General features: G+C 45.5%; 16 protein-coding genes. 11 read left to right on the plus strand and 5 right to left on the minus strand.

The window, feature by feature from the left end; genetic code table 11:
- The first annotated feature begins 47 nt into the window (after positions 1 to 47).
- On the plus strand, positions 48 to 2,135 hold the full coding sequence (locus tag MR764_RS13120) for a S9 family peptidase (RefSeq protein ID WP_247979880.1): 2,088 nt from the start codon (positions 48 to 50) through the stop codon (positions 2,133 to 2,135).
- Positions 2,136 to 2,612: 477 nt separating this feature from the next.
- On the opposite strand, the gene MR764_RS13125 is transcribed toward MR764_RS13120, so the two are convergent.
- Together MR764_RS13125 and MR764_RS13130 are read right to left on the minus strand one after the other, a co-directional pair.
- Positions 2,613 to 3,437 (minus strand): glycoside hydrolase family 16 protein, encoded by an 825-nt coding sequence (locus MR764_RS13125; protein ID WP_247979881.1) that lies wholly within the window; start codon positions 3,435 to 3,437, stop codon positions 2,613 to 2,615.
- Between the two features lie 7 nt (positions 3,438 to 3,444).
- Positions 3,445 to 4,689, minus strand: coding sequence for a M14 family metallopeptidase (locus MR764_RS13130; protein ID WP_247979882.1), 1,245 nt, complete (start codon positions 4,687 to 4,689; stop codon positions 3,445 to 3,447).
- Between the two features lie 179 nt (positions 4,690 to 4,868).
- On the opposite strand from MR764_RS13130, the gene MR764_RS13135 reads away from it, so the two are divergent.
- Genes MR764_RS13135 through MR764_RS13145 form a run of 3 tightly spaced genes read left to right on the plus strand, consistent with a single transcriptional unit; the run spans position 4,869 to position 7,898 of the window.
- Positions 4,869 to 5,966, plus strand: a complete 1,098-nt coding sequence (locus MR764_RS13135) for a Gfo/Idh/MocA family oxidoreductase (RefSeq protein WP_247979883.1) — start codon at positions 4,869 to 4,871, stop codon at positions 5,964 to 5,966.
- On the plus strand, positions 5,959 to 7,458 hold the full coding sequence (malQ, locus tag MR764_RS13140; RefSeq protein WP_247979884.1) for a 4-alpha-glucanotransferase: 1,500 nt from the start codon (positions 5,959 to 5,961) through the stop codon (positions 7,456 to 7,458). The genes MR764_RS13135 and malQ overlap by 8 nt, the downstream gene beginning before the upstream one ends.
- 35 nt (positions 7,459 to 7,493) lie before the next feature.
- Entirely contained in the window at positions 7,494 to 7,898 is a 405-nt protein-coding gene (locus MR764_RS13145; RefSeq protein WP_247979885.1) for a PaaI family thioesterase, read from the plus strand.
- A gap of 1,025 nt (positions 7,899 to 8,923) precedes the next feature.
- Here MR764_RS13145 and MR764_RS13150 read toward each other — a convergent pair.
- Together MR764_RS13150 and MR764_RS13155 are read right to left on the minus strand one after the other, a co-directional pair.
- A complete protein-coding gene (locus MR764_RS13150) occupies positions 8,924 to 9,727 on the minus strand; it encodes an alpha/beta fold hydrolase (protein ID WP_247979886.1) in 804 nt (267 codons plus the stop codon).
- Between the two features lie 84 nt (positions 9,728 to 9,811).
- Positions 9,812 to 10,525 carry a pyridoxine 5'-phosphate synthase gene (locus MR764_RS13155; RefSeq protein WP_247979887.1) on the minus strand — a complete coding sequence of 238 codons (714 nt, stop codon included), beginning with the start codon at positions 10,523 to 10,525 and terminating at the stop codon, positions 9,812 to 9,814.
- Between the two features lie 70 nt (positions 10,526 to 10,595).
- On the opposite strand from MR764_RS13155, the gene MR764_RS13160 reads away from it, so the two are divergent.
- From MR764_RS13160 to MR764_RS13190, 7 genes are all read left to right on the plus strand, one after another.
- The gene (locus MR764_RS13160; RefSeq protein ID WP_247979888.1) at positions 10,596 to 11,258 is read left to right on the plus strand and encodes a CBS domain-containing protein; all 663 of its coding nucleotides are present in this window, start codon (positions 10,596 to 10,598) and stop codon (positions 11,256 to 11,258) included.
- Between the two features lie 13 nt (positions 11,259 to 11,271).
- Positions 11,272 to 12,153, plus strand: a complete 882-nt coding sequence (locus MR764_RS13165; protein ID WP_247979889.1) for an NAD kinase — start codon at positions 11,272 to 11,274, stop codon at positions 12,151 to 12,153.
- 316 nt (positions 12,154 to 12,469) lie between these two features.
- Complete coding sequence (locus MR764_RS13170) at positions 12,470 to 13,228, plus strand: DUF6089 family protein (RefSeq protein WP_247979890.1); 759 nt, start codon at positions 12,470 to 12,472, stop codon at positions 13,226 to 13,228.
- A gap of 5 nt (positions 13,229 to 13,233) precedes the next feature.
- The gene (locus MR764_RS13175; protein ID WP_247979891.1) at positions 13,234 to 13,980 is read left to right on the plus strand and encodes an isoprenyl transferase; all 747 of its coding nucleotides are present in this window, start codon (positions 13,234 to 13,236) and stop codon (positions 13,978 to 13,980) included.
- A gap of 4 nt (positions 13,981 to 13,984) precedes the next feature.
- Entirely contained in the window at positions 13,985 to 16,666 is a 2,682-nt protein-coding gene (bamA, locus tag MR764_RS13180) for an outer membrane protein assembly factor BamA (RefSeq protein WP_247979892.1), read from the plus strand.
- Between the two features lie 67 nt (positions 16,667 to 16,733).
- Complete coding sequence (locus tag MR764_RS13185) at positions 16,734 to 17,246, plus strand: OmpH family outer membrane protein (protein ID WP_247979893.1); 513 nt, start codon at positions 16,734 to 16,736, stop codon at positions 17,244 to 17,246.
- Positions 17,247 to 17,304: 58 nt separating this feature from the next.
- The gene (locus tag MR764_RS13190) at positions 17,305 to 17,817 is read left to right on the plus strand and encodes an OmpH family outer membrane protein (protein WP_247979894.1); all 513 of its coding nucleotides are present in this window, start codon (positions 17,305 to 17,307) and stop codon (positions 17,815 to 17,817) included.
- A gap of 403 nt (positions 17,818 to 18,220) precedes the next feature.
- On the opposite strand, the gene MR764_RS13195 is transcribed toward MR764_RS13190, so the two are convergent.
- Positions 18,221 to 18,940, minus strand: coding sequence for a DUF6261 family protein (locus MR764_RS13195; protein ID WP_247979895.1), 720 nt, complete (start codon positions 18,938 to 18,940; stop codon positions 18,221 to 18,223).
- Positions 18,941 to 19,569 lie beyond the last annotated feature (629 nt).

Raw genomic sequence — 19,569 nt, forward strand, 5'->3', positions numbered from 1 at the left:
AGCTGCCCACATTTTGTTTATTTTGAAACTTCATTTAGGAGTAAAATATGATGAGAACTATTGCAACAATTTTTATGCTGGCTCTGCTTTTGTACAGTTGCCAACAGAAACAGCAGCCGGGTGAATCGGCAAAGAACTTTGTGCCGGAAACTCCTGTGCTGCAATCCGACCGGATGACACCGGAAGTATTGTGGTCGTTTGGCCGGCTGGGAGGAGCACAGGCTTCGCCCGATGGAAAAACCGTACTTTACACCGTAACGTATTACAAAATTGACGAAAACAAAGCCTACCGCGATGTTTACACGATACCGGTGACCGGTGGTGAAGCAAAGAATATTACCAACTCGTTGGGGAACGAATCAAATGTGGTTTGGCGGCCCGATGGCAAAAAGATCGCTTATCTTTCAGGAGCTTCGGGCAGTGTGCAAATGTGGGAAATGAATCCCGATGGAAGCGGCGCCAAGCAGATTTCTGATATTGAAGGCGGAATATTCGGATTTCAGTATTCGCCCGATCAGTCAAAAATTTACTATCTGAAAAATGTAAAACTCGATCAGAGTGTTCAGGATCTTTTCCCCGACTTGCCGAAAGCCAATGCACGGATTGAAACCGATATCATGTACCGCCACTGGGATACCTGGCACGACTATACTTATCAACATGTTTTTGTAGCTGATTATTCCGGAAAAATAAAGGAAGGCAAAGACATTATGGAAGGTGAGCGTTTTGATGCGCCGATGAAACCTTTTGGCGGCACCGAACAAGTTGTATGGAGCGCCGACAGTAAAACAATTGCATACACCTGCAAAAAGAAGGTGGGGAAAGAATATGCGCTTTCAACCAACTCTGATATTTATCTGTACAATACCGAAACCGGAAAGACGATCAATTTTACATCCGGAATGATGGGCTACGATCAGAATCCGGTGTTTTCGCCCGATGGTAAATACATGGCCTGGGAAAGCATGGAGCGCGATGGTTACGAGGCCGACAAAGTACGGTTGTTTATTGCCGACCTGGAAACGGGTGAGAAAAAAGATTATTCCGAACATTTTGATCATAATGCTGCCGGTTTGAACTGGAGCGCCGACAGCAAATCCATCTACTTTATAAGTGATATTCACGCTACCGAAGAAATTTACCGGCTCGATTTGGCAGATGGTTCCATTGCACGCATAACCGACGGAGTACACGATTACCACAGCGCAACGCCGGTGGGAGATAAGCTTTTAGCTGAGAAAGTTTCGATGTCGCAACCGGCAGAGCTTTATTGGGTTGACCCCGTAACCGGCAAAGATGAAGCCTTGACAACCGTTAATAAAGGCATTCTGGATCAGTTGACGATGGGAAAAGTGGAAAAACGCTGGATGGAAACCACCGACGGAAAACAAATGGCCGTTTGGGTGATTTATCCGCCGCATTTCGACCCCGCTAAAAAATACCCGACTTTGCTTTACAACCAGGGGGGACCGCAGGGAACCGTTAGCCAGTTTTGGTCGTACCGCTGGAATTTCCAGATGATGGCGGCCAACGATTATATTATTGTGGCGCCTAATCGACGTGGTTTGCCTGGATTTGGTCAGGAATGGAACGAACAGATTTCGAAAGACTATGGTGGCCAGAATATTGAAGATTTACTGACGGCCATCGATGTAATGGCGAAAGAACCTTATGTGGATGAAACCCATTTGGGGGCTGTAGGTGCCAGTTATGGCGGTTTTTCGGTATTGTATCTTGCCGGCCACCACGAAGGGCGTTTCAAAGCCTTTATTGCACACGATGGTATTTTTAACTTCGAACACATGTACACTTCTACCGAAGAAATGTGGTTTGTGAACTGGGATTACGGCGGTGCATACTGGGACAAAACCAATGCTGCCGCACAACGTTCGTATACTTTCTCTCCGCACAAATATGTTCAAAACTGGGATACGCCCATTCTGATTGTTCAGGGAGAAAAAGATTACCGCGTTCCGGCAGAACAGGGAATGGCTGCTTTTAATGCAGCGGTGTTACGAGGAGTTCCGGCAGAAATGCTTTATTTTCCGGAGGAAAACCACTGGGTATTGCAACCACAAAACGGAATTTTGTGGCAGCGCGTTTTCTTTAATTGGCTCGATAAATATTTGAAATAAATCAAGGGAATCCTGTATAAGAAAGTCGTCATCTCAAAAAAGGTGGCGACTTTTTTTTGAAAGTCGATCAAAGAAGGACAGCTATTTTTTGTCCGGAAGTCCTGGCAATCTGTGATCAACTAACTGTTCCGGACGATTTCCCTTCGGTCATTTCATCCCGGTGCTACACACCGGGGTAATCACATTCAACGCTTTCAGTGTCAGTTTAATCATAACCCTGTAGGGGTTAAATACTAATAACCGGGGGTAAACGAACGTAGAGAGTGCAACCCTCGGTATGGATCAGAAAGAGTAACAGGCGCAATCTCTTGGTATTTCAGAGACATGAAGTTGTATGCGCCGCACAACAACTGTTCATTACTAATAATTGCCCAAAGAATATTTGCTCACAGAGGGTAGTTGCTCGTATAAAGGGAGAATTGGGTAAGGATAGCAATACACTCATTCCTGTCGGTGATTGATTTGGATCAGATTGTTTTATTGGTACACTTTTACCCAATCCACAATCATACTCACGGGCAGATCTGCCTTCTCAATCCGGCCTACCCAATTGCCGCCAAGTTGCTGGTCGATTAACACATAAAACGGTTGGTCGTAGGGCCACTGCGAAGCATCTGCATCGGCCACCCGCGGATAGGTAAAAGTAGTTTTTCCGTTCACCATAAATTCCAGTTCGTCGGGATACCATGCAAGTCCGTATACATTGAATGCGGCAGTGTCTATTTCAGCGGTACTGCCGTGTGGCGGATCGTCAGTATGGCCGAGCTCGAGCGTGTAGTACGAATGTGTCGTCTGGTATATTTTGGTTTCGAAATTCAGGTGTTCCATAATGTCGATTTCGCCGTTACGCGGATAATCGCCATACTTTTTTTGTTCCGACAACATCCACATGGCGGGCCATGATCCACGGGCATTTTCCAAGCGGGCACAGATTTCAATTTTTCCGTACTGAAAAGCAAATTTCCCCTTGGTGTAAATGCCGCCGGTCAGAAACGGGCGGGAATCACTCAATGTATCCCGGTTGACCACGCCGGTTAGGTAGACACAGCCGTTTTTGAACGAGTAACAATCCGGATTATTCGACATGTGTTTTCCCCAATCAGCGCCGTTCGGAGGTATTTTTGTCCATTTCTGCGTGTCAAGTTCAGCGGCGTTAAAGTCATCTTTCCAAACCAGTTTCCATTCTTTTTCACTTCTTTCATCATTTTGGATGAAAATGTAACCGTTTTGGGTTGTATAAGGTTTTTTTACCAGGCACGAAGTGAAGAGGATCAATAAAAGGAAGAAAGGAATGTATTTCATTTGAATGTTATTTTAACAGGTGTTGAACCATTGATACCGCTGTTGCTTCACCTTTTTTCTGAATCAGATTGCGCGGTGTGTCGTCTCCCACTTCGTAGGTAAATGCTTCGGCATGGAACGCATTGAAAATCGATTCAGAAGAACTGATGTGCGGCGCGTCTTTATCGTTGGGTCTGATGTTGGGGACATAACCGGGAATCTGTTTTGCCGAAGCGGCAATAATTTGCGGAACCACACCCGGCATATTGCCTTTTAACCTGGGTGAAATGGTGTAATAAATATCTTCAAAAGTGGAATGAAAATCGATAGCAATATAAAATTTGGCGCCCTTAATTACTTTGTCCTGCATAAAACGGCGGATGAGTTGGGTTTCCGGTTGGCGGAAAGCTTCCCAGTCGCGGTTTAGATCGATGCCGCCGGCATTGTGTCGCCAGTGTCCCAGGTCCACACCATCAGGGTTCATACACGGAACCACACAGGTCAGGTATTCGTTTCGGAAGTTTTGAGTCAGCGAGTCCGTTACACAGAGGCGTTCCACAAAAGCTTTCATCGCCAGCCAGCCGCTGACTTCGGGCGGGTGTTGCCGCGACAGGATCATCACCAGTTTTTTACTTTCGGGATTTCCGATTTGCAGCATGCTGATCGGTTTTCCGCTGCGGCTTTTGCCAATTTCCTGTAGCGTGACAAACGGAAGGGGCTCAAGCTGTGCCTCCCAGCGGTCGATGTCTTTTGATACAATCAATTCCTGCGCTGCAATCCATGTGGTATCCGGACTTACAGACAGGTCAAACTCACAAAACTTTGGCGCCTCTTTATGGGCTACCGAAACCGAATCAAGAAGGTAGCTGGCCGAGTCAATTTTTGCCCAGGTTTTGCAGTCTTGGCTGTATTTTGGGTAATACCTATGGCTGACTCCTTCGTTGTAAGTAATTTTTATCCGGATGTTTCTCGGGGTGTCGCTCCACACTTTAAAGGCATACCAGGGGCTGGAATTGATGGGCGTATTTTCGGGCGTAATCAGCACGGTTACCTGCTCTTCGCCGGTCATGGCAATACCATTCAGCCGCGCGCCGTCAAATTCGTTCGAAAAATGAAGTCCTTTCCCAATGTGATAGGTTTTCTTCCATTGGTATTGTATCGGGCGGGTTTCTGTACTCACCCGTTGAATGGGTTCCTGGCCTTTCCATTGTTTATCTCCACACGACCAGAGAATGGCCCAAAGAAAAATGAAATAATACCATCGTTTTATCATACCAATCCGACTAATGATTTTAATGACTAAACATAAAAAATTCAATGATTGTTTGTATCGTACACTCCATTCGTTGGTTTAGATTATTCAGCCCTCGGGCAGTTCAATCATAATTTTGCATAAAGCTAAGCATTTTCGATCAAAACTTTAATTTTGCAACACAATCAATTCATTGAAAAATGCAAAAAATACACGTTGGTTTTATTGGGGCAGGAGGCATTGCGCAGGCACATGTTTATTCTATTGAAGCGTTGAAGTTTTATTACGATCAGATTCCTGAAATTGTTTTGGAATCGGTGTCGTCGGCAAGGCCTGAGAGCAGGGAACGTTTTGCCCAAAAATATGGTTTTCGTGAGGCACAAAGCCCCGAGGCATTTTTTGCCAATCCAAAACTAAATGCCGTTTTTATACTGGGTCCCAATAAAGTTCATTTCGAGCATTTTGAAAAAGCGTTGAAAATGCCGGGAGTGCGGTACATTTATCTCGAAAAACCGGTTTGCTCGTCGTTGGCCGAGGAACAACGAATGAAGGAACTGCTGGCAGAAGCCGGTTCATCCGTGAAAATTCAGGTTGGATTTCAGTATTTGCAAACTTCGGCGGTGCGCGAAGGCTTGAACTTCTGGAAGTCGGGAGTATTGGGCAAGCCTGTTCATTTCGATTTGAAATATTATCATGGCGACTACCTGCACGAGGAATACCGCAAAAAAAGGGTGACGCGCCTGACACCGGCCCCCGATGGTGGTGCAATGGCCGATTTGGGCTCTCACGGCATCAGTTTGTTAATGGCTTTTATGGGCGAAGAAATTCAAATTGCCAGCGCCTTGCAGGCAGGCGATTTTGAAGGCGTTCCTGCGGGGTCCGACCTGTTTAGTTCGCTTTCGTTGTTCGAACCGCAAACCGGGGCAGTTGGCAACATGTCGGCAAGCCGCATCAGTTCGGGCTCGGGCGATTTGGTACATCTCGAAATTTATGCTGAAAAAGGTGCGTTTCGCTATTCTTCTCAGCACTCCGAATATTACGAATACTACCTTGAAGGCTCCAATCAGTGGGTAAAGCAGATGGTGGGCAGCCATTATAAACCGATCACCAGTTTCCCGTCGGGGCACGTGCCTCCGGGATGGTTGCGTTCGCTGGTGCATGCGCACTACCTGTTTTTCTCGGGTGATGATGCCGCTGCGAATATCGCCGATTTGCGCCATGGATTGGCGGTGCAACGCATTGTAAGAGAAACAGCCGATCATCTGTCCATCTTCAGAAAGAAATTCAAAAATGAATAAGCGAAAAAGCGGAATATTGCTGCACATTACTTCCCTGCCGGGGAAGGAGGGGATCGGAACGCTGGGAGCGGAAGCTTTTAAGTTTGTGGATTTTCTGCAGGAAACCGGTCAGAAGATCTGGCAGATACTTCCGCTTGGGCCCGTGGGATACGGGAACTCGCCCTACCAGTGCTATTCTGCTTTTGCGGGTAATCCGCTGTTGATCGATCTGGAAATATTAAACGCTGAAGGTTTAATTTCGGATGAAGATATGGCCGTAGTTCCCCGGTTTTCATCCAGGCAAGTCTTATTCGAAAAATTGGAAGATTGGAAAATGCCCTTGCTTCGAAAAGCGTTCCTGATGTTCCGTGAAAATGAATTTGACCGTTACCGCGATGAATACGGACGTTTTCTGGACGAGCATAATTGGTGGCTGGGCGATTATGCCTTGTTTATGGCTGCCAAACAACATTTTAATAACGACGACTGGCATCTTTGGCCGCGTACGGTAAAGTTCAGGGAAGAAGCCGGTTTGAGTGAGTTAAAGCAAGAGTTGGCCGATGAAATTGAGTTCCGGAAGTTTCTGCAGTTTGTATTTTTCAGGCAGTGGCACCGTTTAAAGGCTTATGCTAACGAAAAAAGCGTGGAAATACTGGGCGATGTGCCGTTGTATGTTTCGGGCGATAGCGCCGATGTGTGGGCGAACACCGATATTTTTGTACTCGACGAAGACCTGCAACCCACGGAAGTGGGAGGCGTTCCGCCCGATTATTTTTCGGAAACCGGCCAGTTGTGGGGAAATCCTGTTTTCGACTGGGAACGCCTGCAAAAGCGGGATTACGACTGGTGGGCCGCGCGGCTGCATTTTAACCTGAGGATGTTTAACCTGGTCAGAATAGATCATTTTCGCGGGCTCGAATCATTCTGGTCGGTACCGGCCAATGAACAAACAGCGATCAACGGCGAATGGATTCCGGCACATGGCCATAATCTGCTGAGTTTGATCAAAAGTCATTTGGGAAAACTGCTGTTTATTGCCGAAGATCTGGGGATCATCACACCCGAGGTTGACAAACTGCGCGAAGACTTTGGTTTGCCGGGAATGAAGGTGTTGCAATTTGCTTTTACCACCGATGCTGCCAATAAGGACCTGCCGCACAACTACGGGAAGAATTTCGTGGTGTATACCGGCACGCACGACAACAATACAACGCTTGGCTGGCTGAATGCGCTCGAAGGGGAGGAGAAGCGTTGTGTGCAACAATACCTGAAAGGCGAAGGCAAGGAAGCATTGGCAGAGTTGCTGGAAATGGCGCTGGCTTCGGTGGCGCGAACCGCCGTAATTCCGATGCAGGATGTGCTTGAACTGGGCGAAGAGGCCCGGATGAATACGCCCGGAACACCGAGTGGTAACTGGGCCTGGCGGTTTCGATGGAGCGAACTGAAAAACAACCGGCGAAAATTCCTGAGATCGCTGACCGAGAAATACAACCGAACAGAACTTGCACATTAACATTGGGATTGGTAAGAGATTCAAAACAGAACTTGATGAATACGACAGATTATATTTCCTTTTTCAAAAACGATCGTTATGCAGCGCTTACCGGTGTTGAAATTGTTGAGTTTCGGGACGGCTATTGCAAAGCCCGGCTCGAGATTTCGGATAAACACTTGAATGCCGCCAATGTAGTGCAGGGCGGGGCGATTTTTACCCTTGCCGATTTTGCTTTTGCCGTGGCTTCCAACACGGGAGGTCAGCTTGCCCTGGCCGTAAATGTGAATATCACCTTTTTAAAGGGAGTGGGCGAAGGAACCTTGTATGCAACCGCCACAGAGCTGGACAAACCCAAAAGATTGGGTGCGTACGATGTGATTGTCACCAACGAAAAAGAGGAAATCATCGCCCGGTTTAACGGACTTGCTTACAGGAAAAACAGTACCCCCGGAAAATAGAAAGAATTACAGGCAGAAATAGAAAAATCCTGTGCGGAATGGGATTTACCTGGTACGATCGTATTCCGCAATGGGAATTTGCATTTTGACAGGGTTTAATTGCATTCCGCTGCGGAAATTTCTGTTCCGCTTAGGTCTTGTGGCATTTCGCGTTGGAAATTTGCTTGTCGATGTTGGTTTGCAGCATTTCGCAACGGTCGGAGTCAGTTCGCGTTGGGATTTTCCTGTTTTCCGACGGAATGGATGTATCCGCAACAAAAAACTACTACAAATACATTTGAACGCAGATAACAGGGATTTGGATGATTTTCTCGGCTTTTATCTTTGTATTTCAGTGAGACTTTGATTTCAGGAGTGATAGTGAACTGAAATTATGAAGTCGAACTGATCCCAATGTGTAGCCATCGGGATCTATTAGTTTCTATCGGATCACCTGTAAGATCAGGAGGATTAATTTGGAAATTGACTATTATTCCATGCCTGCCGGCGGCCTTCATTTTTGTCTTACCACAAAAACGAAGCAAAAAAGGCAGGGCTGCTTTGGGTCATTACCCTGCGTTTTCATAAAACCCAAGTTCGGACGGGTGATCTCCTCGCACACTCGGAGCTTCCCGCTCTCACTAAGGTTTTATCTCAACTCCGGGCAATGACCCAAAGAGGCCGTTCACTTATGCAAGGCCGCTACCTCGAACACTGGTCTCGGCCGGTGAGCCGGAAAACAAGTGGTGACGACGTTAAAAAATTACTGCTGTTTGACCCCGAGTGCTAGGGGGAGTTCAGTAATTTTAGTCGGCATCGCGTACCTGCCTGCCGGTAGGCCGGGCTTTCCCGAGGGAAGCGGGCGCAGCCTTGGGTTTTCTGTCTACTCTTTGGGCTAAACCGGCAGCGAAGAATCCGGCTAGCCAAAAGAATGTTGATTATTCTTGGTAGCTTTTATTCAATATTAAAACTTCCGGGTAAACAATTTTTACTCTATCTGCTCTGCTGCGGGAAATTCATTACGCGTTTTCAGCGTTCCGTTTTGCTCAGCAACAAAGCATCACCGCCTCCATAAATTTTTTGGGTTGTTCGGCATGAAGCCAGTGACCGGCCCCCGGAATGTCTACAATTTTAGCTTCGGGGTAGATGCTTTTGATGAGTGCTTCATCTTCGGGCAAAATGTACCGCGACAACATACCGCGGATAAAAATTACCGGATAAGCCGTAATCGGGGTGCGGTCGTCGAGCCAGCTTAGGTTTACCCCGCCTACAATTTCATCCAGGTGATCGTACAATACTTCTACGTTTACTCTCCACTGGTAGAGTTTCGTGGCTTTGTTTTTCTCCACATTCTTTAGCAAAAACTGACGGATGCGGGCATCGTCAAGTTTCTCAGCCAGAAAGTCATCTACATCGGTACGCGATTTTACCTGCGAGAAATCGATTTCCTGCATGGCCAGCAGAATATTCCGGTGCAGGTGAAACTGGCTGTCTTCTTTCAGTAAAAGGTAATCTTTGGGTGCAATGTCGGCAATCACCAGTTTTTCCACGCGCTCGGGGTAATCGGCAGCAAACCACATGGCTGTTTTACCGCCCATGCTGTGCCCCAACAGTGTGGCCTTTTCAATGTTGTGCCGGTCGAAAAACTCCAGCAGATCGGCCCGCATATCGTTGTAGGTGTGCGAAGCAGAAAAAGGAGAGCGTCCGTGATTGCGCTGGTCGAGCATGTACACCGTGTGCTTTTCCGCCAGGCGTTTCCCAATGTTCATCCAGTTATCCGACGATCCGTATAATCCGTGAACCACCACCAGCGGCGATCCGCTTCCTTCTTTTCGGTAAAATAATTCCATAAAATAGTTTTTAGCTACAAGCCACTAGCTGCGAGCCACGAGCATCTAGTATCCAGTATCCAGCATCCAGCATCGAGTATCTGTTTACTTTAAACAATCGAGGTATTTCTGGATGGTGGTTTCGAGTCCGAGATACAAGGCATCGGCGATCAGAGCGTGTCCGATCGAAACTTCCTTCAGATTAGGTATTTTGTGGTACATAAACTGCAGGTTTTCAAGACTGAGGTCGTGCCCGGCATTTACATCGATGCCCAGTTTTTCTGCCACTTTGGCTGCCCGAACAAAAGGTTCAATTGCCCTGTTTCTGTCGATCGGGTAAAGGGTCGCATACGGTTCGGTGTACAGCTCGATACGGTCGGTGCGGGTTTCGGCGGCTCCTTCCACGGCTTCTTCGTTCGGATCGACAAAAATGGACGTTCTGATTCCATGCGACTGCAGACGTGCAATTACTTCTTTTAAAAAGCCCATGTGTTTCCAGGTGTCCCATCCGTGGTCGCTGGTCAGCTGATCGTTCGAGTCGGGAACCAAGGTTACCTGGTCGGCCTGAACTTCGATCACCATTTTAAGAAATTCTTCACTGGGATAGCCTTCGATGTTAAACTCAGTTGAAATCAGCGGTTTAATCTCGTAAACATCCTTCCGTGTAATGTGCCGTTCGTCAGGCCGTGGATGGATGGTAATTCCCTGTGCCCCAAATTTCTGGCAGTTAATGGCTGCATCTTTAACACTCGGCATACTGCCCCCGCGGGAGTTTCTCAGTGTTGCAATTTTATTTATATTTACACTTAGTCTGGTCATTCCGTAAAATTTTAGGAACGCAAGTTACAATTTTCGGTTTTAACCACTAACGATAAATGGTAAAGTTTTGTTGGCAGATCGACTCATATCAGATGCAATTATACCGGTGCGAAGCAGCGACCTTGGGAAAAAAGCCTTGAATTACATGGACGTAAACCGTGTGTCGCATATTCCGGTGGTGGACGAATCAAAATACCTGGGACTGGTTTCGGATAAGCTTATTTACGATCTGAACCTGATGGATGAACCCGTGAGTAAGGAGTTGGACAAGCTCAATACTACGCATGCACACATCGACCAGCATATTTTTGAACTGGCTGTGCTGATGTATAAACTCAAGATCAGTGTTTTGCCGGTGCTCGATAAAGATCACTATTATATGGGTTCCATAACATTATACGATCTGGCCCGAAGGTTTGCCAGTTTGTTTTCGCTTCAGGAACTGGGCGGTGTGTTGGTGCTCGAAATGAATGTAAACGATTATTCGGTGGCACAAATCACCCAGATTATTGAAAGCAACGATGTAAAGGTTCTTAGCCTTTTTGTGGATCGAAAACCCGGGACCAACATGCTCGATGTAATCATTAAGTTAAACACCGAAGAGCTTTCTGCGGTGGTGCAGGCGCTGATGCGTTATGATTATAATGTAAAAGCCACTTACCAGGATCGTTCGATGCTGAACGATTTGTATAAAGATCGTTACGACCAGTTCATGAAGTTTATGAATATCTAATATAATGTATTAAATGAAAGTAGCGGTTTTTGGTACGCACGTATCGGTGCACTTTACACCCGTTTTGCAGGAATTTTTTGGTTATCTGAAAGCCCAAAATATAACCGTACAATTGTACAAGCCTTTTTATGACCACCTGATGAGTGACATCGACGGAGATGTTTATTATTCGTCGTTTTTTCATTCGCATACCGACTTTGACGATGAGAATGAATTTATATTCAGTGTGGGCGGCGATGGTACCTTTCTGCAATCGGTGTTGCATACGCGAAACTGCAAGGTGCCGGTAATTGGCGTAAACAGCGGAAGACTGGGATTTCTGGCAGATATTTCGGAAGACCAGATGAAAGATGCGCTGATCAATATATTTAACCATAAATATAAGGTAGTGGAACGGTCGATGCTCGAAGTGGAGTTTTCTGACCGCGAAAACCTCGATTTTAATTATGCGCTTAACGAAACCACGGTATTGAAGACCGATAACTCGTCGATGTTAAATGTGGTGGCTTATATCGATGGAGAATTCCTGAACAACTACTGGGCCGACGGGTTGATTGTTTCCACGCCCACCGGATCAACAGCATATTCGCTTAGTGTGGGAGGCCCTATTTTAACGCCCGATTCCGAGAATTTTATCATCACACCGCTGGCACCACATAACCTGACCATACGGCCGATTGTGGTACCCGACAATTGCGAGATCGAGTTAAAAGTAGAGGGGCGCGGCTCCAATTACCTGATTTCGCTCGATTCGCGCTCGGTAGCTGTCGAATTTTCAACCGTCATAAAAATTCGTAAAGCGTCATTTAAGTTGAAAACGCTTCAGCTTCCTGAACAGCCCTTTTTCAGCACTTTACGGAACAAGCTGATGTGGGGCGTAGACCGCCGAAACTGAATTTCATTCAGAGCTTAACAATTTTTAATCTTTGTTTGTGTTTTATAAGAGCGCTAGGTTATGTTATTTTTAGAATTATATTACTTTTGTAGCTTTTGAAAAACGAAGGTAAGATCGATTTTGTCGATTAAAAATGTTGAAATTCAGTTGTTTATGAAAGTTGCTGGCCGGGTTTGAAAAATGAAAATTTTACCCTGCTTTTTTTGAAAATTAACCGTCGAAAATTCAGCTCTACGCTTTCAGAAAACAACCCGACAACAAGGATGAAAATAACATGCCTGAAATCAGAGTTTAAAAAACGAAAGGGAATGCCAATATGAAAAAACTAGCGTTGGTGTTTGCAGTTGTTTTGATAACGACATCAGGACATGCACAAAAAACAGTCGACATTGGAATCTGGGGAGGCTCGTCAACCGTTTGGGGAGATATGGACGACAACTCCGCTTTTGAAACGTTCAATTTAAATGTTGGAGCCTATTTCAGGTATAATTTTAACGCCAGAGTTGCTTTAAGGGCTATGTTTCTTACCGGAAATATGTCTCGTGAAGGCGCAGTGGAGGAAGCTCCCTGGGATTTTGACAAAAGCGCCCAGGATCTGACACTCCAGGTTGAAATCAATTACCTGAAATACATTTTGGGAAGGAAAAAACTCAGGTTTAGCCCGTATGTTACGGCAGGTTTAGGGGTCAGCTATTTTACCTACACCTTTCGCCCTGAAGAAATTTATGCGTTCAATCCAGAGTACCCCATGTTGCAGTATGACGGAAGCGGGAACTTAATCGTTCCTGATCCGGCCGAAGAAGAATCAGAAGTGGTACCTACCATCCCGTTTGGATTTGGTTTTAAATACTCCGTTAGCGAGAGACTTGGAGTAGGAGTGGAGTACCAGATGCGAAAATACATGAGCGATAGGTTGGATGATCTGGATGACCCTTTGGCACACGAAAATGAAACAGGAGTAGTGTCGTATAACCAGGGAAGCCACAACAACGATTGGATCGGATACCTGGGAGTACATCTTACTTATAAAATATACATCGGCAAAAAGATTTGTCCGGCCTACGAAAGCAAATAATAAGAATGGAAACGTTCAGAGAAAGGATAGACAGTAACAATATACCACAGCACATTGCGATCATTATGGATGGGAATGGCAGGTGGGCTGCCCAGCATGGTCAGGCCCGGATTTCGGGGCATGAACATGGTGTTGAGGCCGTCCGCTCGGTGGTCGAAGGCGCCGGAGAAATAGGAGTGAAACATTTAACCCTCTATGCTTTTTCTACCGAAAACTGGGACAGGCCCAAGGCCGAAGTGGATGCGTTAATGGCGCTGCTGGTGCACGCCATCGAAATGGAAACCGACTCGTTAATGAAAAACAACGTGCGTTTGGATGCCATTGGAGATATTGAAGCCATGCCCGTTCCTGTTCGTAAACAATTGGAAAGTTGTATCGAGCGCTTAAGCAAGAATACAGGTTTGAACCTGATTTTGGCGCTTAGTTACAGCGGACAGTGGGACATTATGAACGCTGTCAGTAAAATCGCAAAAGACGTTGCTGAACATATACTGAAACCAGAAAAGATAAATAATAAACTGTTCAGAAGTTATCTGGCTACATCCGGCGTGCCGGATCCGGAGCTGCTCATCAGAACCAGTGGTGAGTACCGGATCAGTAATTTTTTACTGTGGCAGATTGCTTATTCTGAATTGTACTTTACTTCAAAGTTATGGCCTGATTTCAGGAAGAATGACCTTTTTGAAGCGATCGTAGATTACCAGAACAGAGAGAGAAGATTTGGAAAAACAAGTGAACAGTTAATGAGCTAATTTTATGATTAAATTACAAAAGTCTATAATAGGACTACTATTCCTATTAGTAACTTTTTTACCGCATGCTAAGGCACAGGAAGCAGATAGTACAAATTTTTCGATCTACTACGCAAGTGCCAGGAAATACACGATTGCAGATATTCAGGTTACCGGAATCCGTTATCTGGATAAAACCGTTCTAATCCAGTTATCAGGGCTTTCGGTGGGCGACTACATAGAAGTGCCGGGTGATAAAATTACAGAAGCGATCAAAAAGCTTTGGCAACAGGGATTGTTCTCTGACGTAAAAATAACCGCTTCAAAAATCGTAGGAGGCGATATCTGGCTGGATATTTACCTGCAGGAAAGGCCCCGCTTGTCGGACGTGAATTTTTACGGAGTTTCGAAATCGGAAAAAGACGACATTACCGAAAAAGTGCTTTTGCTGCGCGGTAGCCAGATCACCGACCACCAGGTGAACAGTGCACAACGTACCATTAAAGGGATTTTTACCGCAAAAGGCTTCTTAAATACCGATGTCAACATTGTTCAGCGTGACGATTCCACGCAAAACAACAGTGTTGTTCTCGATATTTACGTCGACAAAAAAGAAAAGGTAAAAGTCAACAACATCGAAATTGAAGGCAACGAAGCCTTGTCGGATGTTGCATTGGAAAAGGCCATGAAGAAAACCAACGAGAAATCGTTACGAAACTTCTTTAAAACCAAGAAATACCTCGAAGAAGAATACGACAAAGACAAGATCAACCTGGTTGACAAATACAACGAGAAAGGATATCGCGATGCAGTGATTACCAACGACACGGTATACCAGGTAGAAGTGGGGCGGAAAAATAAACCCCGCGTTAATATCGATATGACGGTTGACGAGGGAAGCAAATATTACTTTGGAGACATCAAGTGGGTGGGCAACACCGTTTACCCGTCAGATTACCTGGGCATGCGCCTTGGAATCAGAAAAGGAGATGTTTTCAACCAGAAAATTCTGGATAAACGCTTGTTCGACAACGACGAAGGTTTGAATAACCTGTATCTCGATCAGGGATATTTGTTTTTCAACCTTGAACCGGTTGAAGTCAACGTTAATAAAGATACGATCGACTACGAAATGCGTATTATGGAAGGCAAACAAGCGACCATTAACGAAGTACGCATTGTAGGAAATACCAAAACACACGAGCATGTGGCCCGAAGAGAGGTTCGTACTTATCCGGGCGATCTGTTCAGCAAAACATTGTTAATGCGTTCGTACCGCGAATTGGCCCAGTTGGGACACTTCGATCCCGAAGCGATCAATCCCGATGTTCAGCCCCATCCCGAAGACGGAACGGTTGACATCGAATACCAGCTGCAGGAAAAAGCCAACGACCAGATCGAGCTTTCCGGAGGTTGGGGAGCAGGTATGTTCGTAGGTTCTGTGGGCTTGAAATTTGCCAACTTCTCGGTGCGTAACATCTTTAATAAAGAAGCCTGGAGGCCGCTTCCAACCGGCGACGGACAAACACTTAGCTTGCGCTATCAAACCAGTGGAAAATATTACCGTACGGTAAGTTTATCGTTTATCGAGCCCTGGCTGGGTGGTAAAAAACCGAACTCCTTGTCGGTTTCGCTGTCTCACTCAAGAATTAACTACAGCGCCAACAAATATTACCAATCGTATAATCCGTATTATGGATACGGAGGTTATGGTGGCAGTAGCTATGGCTATTCGCCCTACGGTTACGGAGGCTATAATCCCTATGGATACGGATACGGCAGTTATTACCCGACGTACAACTATAACTACGCATCGGAGAACGACAACGCCGATAATGCACAGATTTGGGAAACCACAGCGCTGGCTCTCGGATACGGTTACCGTTTGTCGTGGCCCGATGACTACTTTACGATGTACCACGAGGTATCGCTCGAGCATTACAACCTGAGAAACATGGGAAGTTATTTCTCTTTCCTTGCCGATGAAAACGGCCAGGTAAACGGAACATTCAATAACCTGAGTTTCAAAACCGTTTTTGGACGCAGCTCGATCGACAACCCGCTGTATTCGCGCAGTGGTTCGAACATCTCGCTGACCATGAAGTTAACACCTCCTTATTCGTGGTTAACCAACACTGATTATTCCGATCCGAATATTTCAAATAACGACCGTTACAAATGGATTGAATACCACAAGTGGTTGTTAAAAGGGCAGGTGTATAACCCGCTGACCAAAAATACCAACCTGGTACTGAGAACAGCATTCGAAATGGGATTCCTTGGATATTTCGACAAAGGAAGACAGTCGCCGTTTGAAGGCTTTATCGTTGGTGGTTCGGGTATGTCGGGATACAACATTTACGGAACCGATTATGTAGCCTTAAGAGGTTACAAAGACTTTAGTTTGAGCCCGAACAGCGGATCGAAAATGTATTCGAAATTCACCATGGAACTACGTTACCCGATTACGCTGAAACCAAGCGCTACCATTTATGCACTGGCCTTTATCGAGGGGGGTAACACCAGTATGTCGTTCCAGAATTATTCTCCGTTCAACCTGCACCGTTCTGCCGGTTTGGGCGTGCGTATCTTCCTGCCGATGTTTGGTTTGATGGGGATCGACTGGGGATACGGATTTGACGATATACCGGGCTATTCAGACGCAGCCGGAAGCCAGTTCCACTTTGTTATCGGACAACAGTTCTAAACCCGTGGTTTTGGATTTGGCACAGAATATGATAGGTAAAACACCAGATAATTAAAATTGAGTTACCATGAAGAGAATCATTCTAACAACAGCGATACTGCTTTCAATTGTGTTTGCATCGCAGGCACAGAAATTTGGTTTTATCGATTCAGAATACATTATGGAAAACATTCCTGCGTACACAGCTGCACAGGAACAGTTAGACCAGCTTTCGTCGCAGTACCAGAAAGAACTAGAGTCGATGCATGCCGAAATTGAACAAATGTATCAGGACTTTCAGGCTGAAAGTGTATTGCTTTCAGAAGATATGAAACGCAAACGCGAAGACGTGATCATCTCGAAAGAAAAGGATTACAAACAATTGCAGCGGAAGTATTTCGGACCCAGCGGAGACTTGTTCAGCAAGCGTCAGGGATTGGTTAAACCCATTCAGGATGACATCTTTAATGCTGTTCAGGAAATTGCTACCGAAGGAAGTTACGCGGTGATTTTCGACAAGGCCAGCGGAACAACTTTGTTCTTTACCAATCCGCGCTACGATTTAAGCGATCAGGTATTGCAAAAACTCGGATATAAGTAAAATAAAATTATATTTGCAAGCAAAAATTTTTAGACCACGCAAAATTATGAGAAATTTAATGAAACTAATTGCAGTGCTCCTGTTTACCGTAACCGCTGCTACTGCTGCACAAGCACAGACACTAAAGTTCGGACACATTGATCTGCAGGCACTGATACAAGTAATGCCCGAAAGAGCTACAGCTGAAGAAGAATTTGGAAAATTTCAGGGCGAATTGGAAGAGATTCTGGGCGATATGCAAAATCAATATCAAACAAAAATGGGCGAATTTGAAGCTTTGGGAGCTGATGCATCTGAGATTAAAAGAAATGCAAAAGTGGCCGAAATTCAGGATATCCAACAACGTATTCAGAATTACCAGGTAACAGCTAATCAGCAACTACAGCAAAAACAAAGCGAGCTGTTGCAGCCCGTTTTCGACAAAGCAGAAAAAGCAATTGAAGAAGTTGCCAAAGAAAAAGGTTTGATCTATGTATTCGATTCAGGAATGGCTAACCGTACTATCCTGTACAAATCGACTCAGAGTTTGGATTTGCTGCCTTTGGTAAAAGCAAAACTCGGAATTCAGTAATTCGTTACTAACACCATAGAAAAGCCATTCGTCAACCGACGGATGGCTTTTTTTTTAGTGTATCAGCTTAAATCTTGTGTAAACCCTTCCTCTTATCCTTCCCTGCAAGCAAGGAAGGACGACCGGTTATCGCTACTTTGTAAGCCTTTTTCTTTCCGAAGGCTAATCGTCTTTCCCTTCATGGAAGGGAGAGACAGGAGTGAGGGTAAATGAGCCTTAAAGTCATGCGATGTTAGATATAGCCGGGGGAGAAGGTGCTAAAGCGCCTAAAGTACAAATTTAATTCTGTTGCGATGGTCCACTTAAGTAGTGTAATGAATCGGCGGCGGGGATGGTAGACCTTCAAGGTTTTCGAAACCTTGAAGATCTGTGTTTACAAGCCCACCTGGCATGAATCTTCATGTTATTCTGTTACCGGCTCTTCCTCTTTTTTGCCGCGTTTTTTTACCACCTCGTTGTTTTCGGCAATAATAACCGCAACGGTGCGTGCAAAAGCGCCATAGGCAGGCTCGTCCACTATTTCCATGGCACGCAGGTACACCACAATTTTTTCGTTGATAAGTGCCAACACTTCCGCCTTTATTTTGGTAGCGTTTAGCTGCGTGCTTTCCTGTGCTTTTTCCTGTTCGTAAACAATTCGGGCGGCTTCAAATTCGTCGTCGGTGGTTTGCAGCGCCGAGAGCACATCGGCACAACCCGGCAAAAGAGCAATGGCATCCTGTTGTTTTTGTTTCGAGAGGTCGATGAGCAGCGAGGCAATCAGCGACGACTCGGTGGCATAACTCTCACCCGTGATAGCCACGCCGTATTTTTCAAACACCGCATTCACGGTTTGGGCGGCTGCTTTTATGGCGGCATCGGGATGATGCAGGTAACCCTGGATGAGATAGTACAGGGCGCGGACCTGTTGGTCGCGGGCTTCGTCTTTTACTTCGAGGTCGCTTTCGGCCTTGCTGCGGTTAATGGCAGCAGTAAGCAGCGCCGAGCTGGTTTCGAGAGCGGTAAACATCGCGCTGAGGTGCAGATCGGTGTTAAGCGAGGTGTTTTTGTAGGCGCCAATCATGCGCATACTGGCTGCGTCAACTTCGGTGACACGGCTAACTGATAACAATTTTTCAATCATGGTTTTAAAATTTTTAATGTTTGACCAGGTTACCATTGCAGTTTTAATACGGGATAGCAGATGTATAGTTTGTGCGATGGTATGATTATCAGCTTCAATTTACGGACGATAAAACAATTAAACAGTATAATAATGAATGTTTTACGGCACCCCGCCAGAATGTTCCTCTTTTTACCGGGTAAAGCAACGTACTGAGTACGTTCGCCCACTTTTTGGTTGGGGAAGCAATGTACTGAGTACGTTCGCTCCCTTTTTGGTTGGTGAAGCAACGTACTGAGTACGTTGGCTCCCTTTTGCGTTGGTGAAGCAATGTACTGAGTACGTTGGCTCCCTTTTTGGTTGGCGAAGCAATGTACTGAGTACGTTCACTCCCTTTTGGGTTGGTGACGTAATGTAATAAGTACGTTCGCTCAGTTTTTGTTGGGTGAAGTAATGGATTGAGTACACCGATCCTCTTTTTGTGTTGGACGTATCTTCCTCGATATTTTATTTAGAAATTATGTCATAAGCGGGCACTTAAAACCCGCTGATTATTAATTGTTTATTTTTTAGTTCTTTGACATTTTTGTAATCGTATTTCGTAAGTACTTCTTTTATAGGAGTTTTGTCGAGTAGAGATATGCTAAGGA

It is taken from the genome of Maribellus sp. YY47 (genome assembly GCF_023111095.1).
Taxonomy (GTDB): Bacteria; Bacteroidota; Bacteroidia; order Bacteroidales; family Prolixibacteraceae; genus Draconibacterium.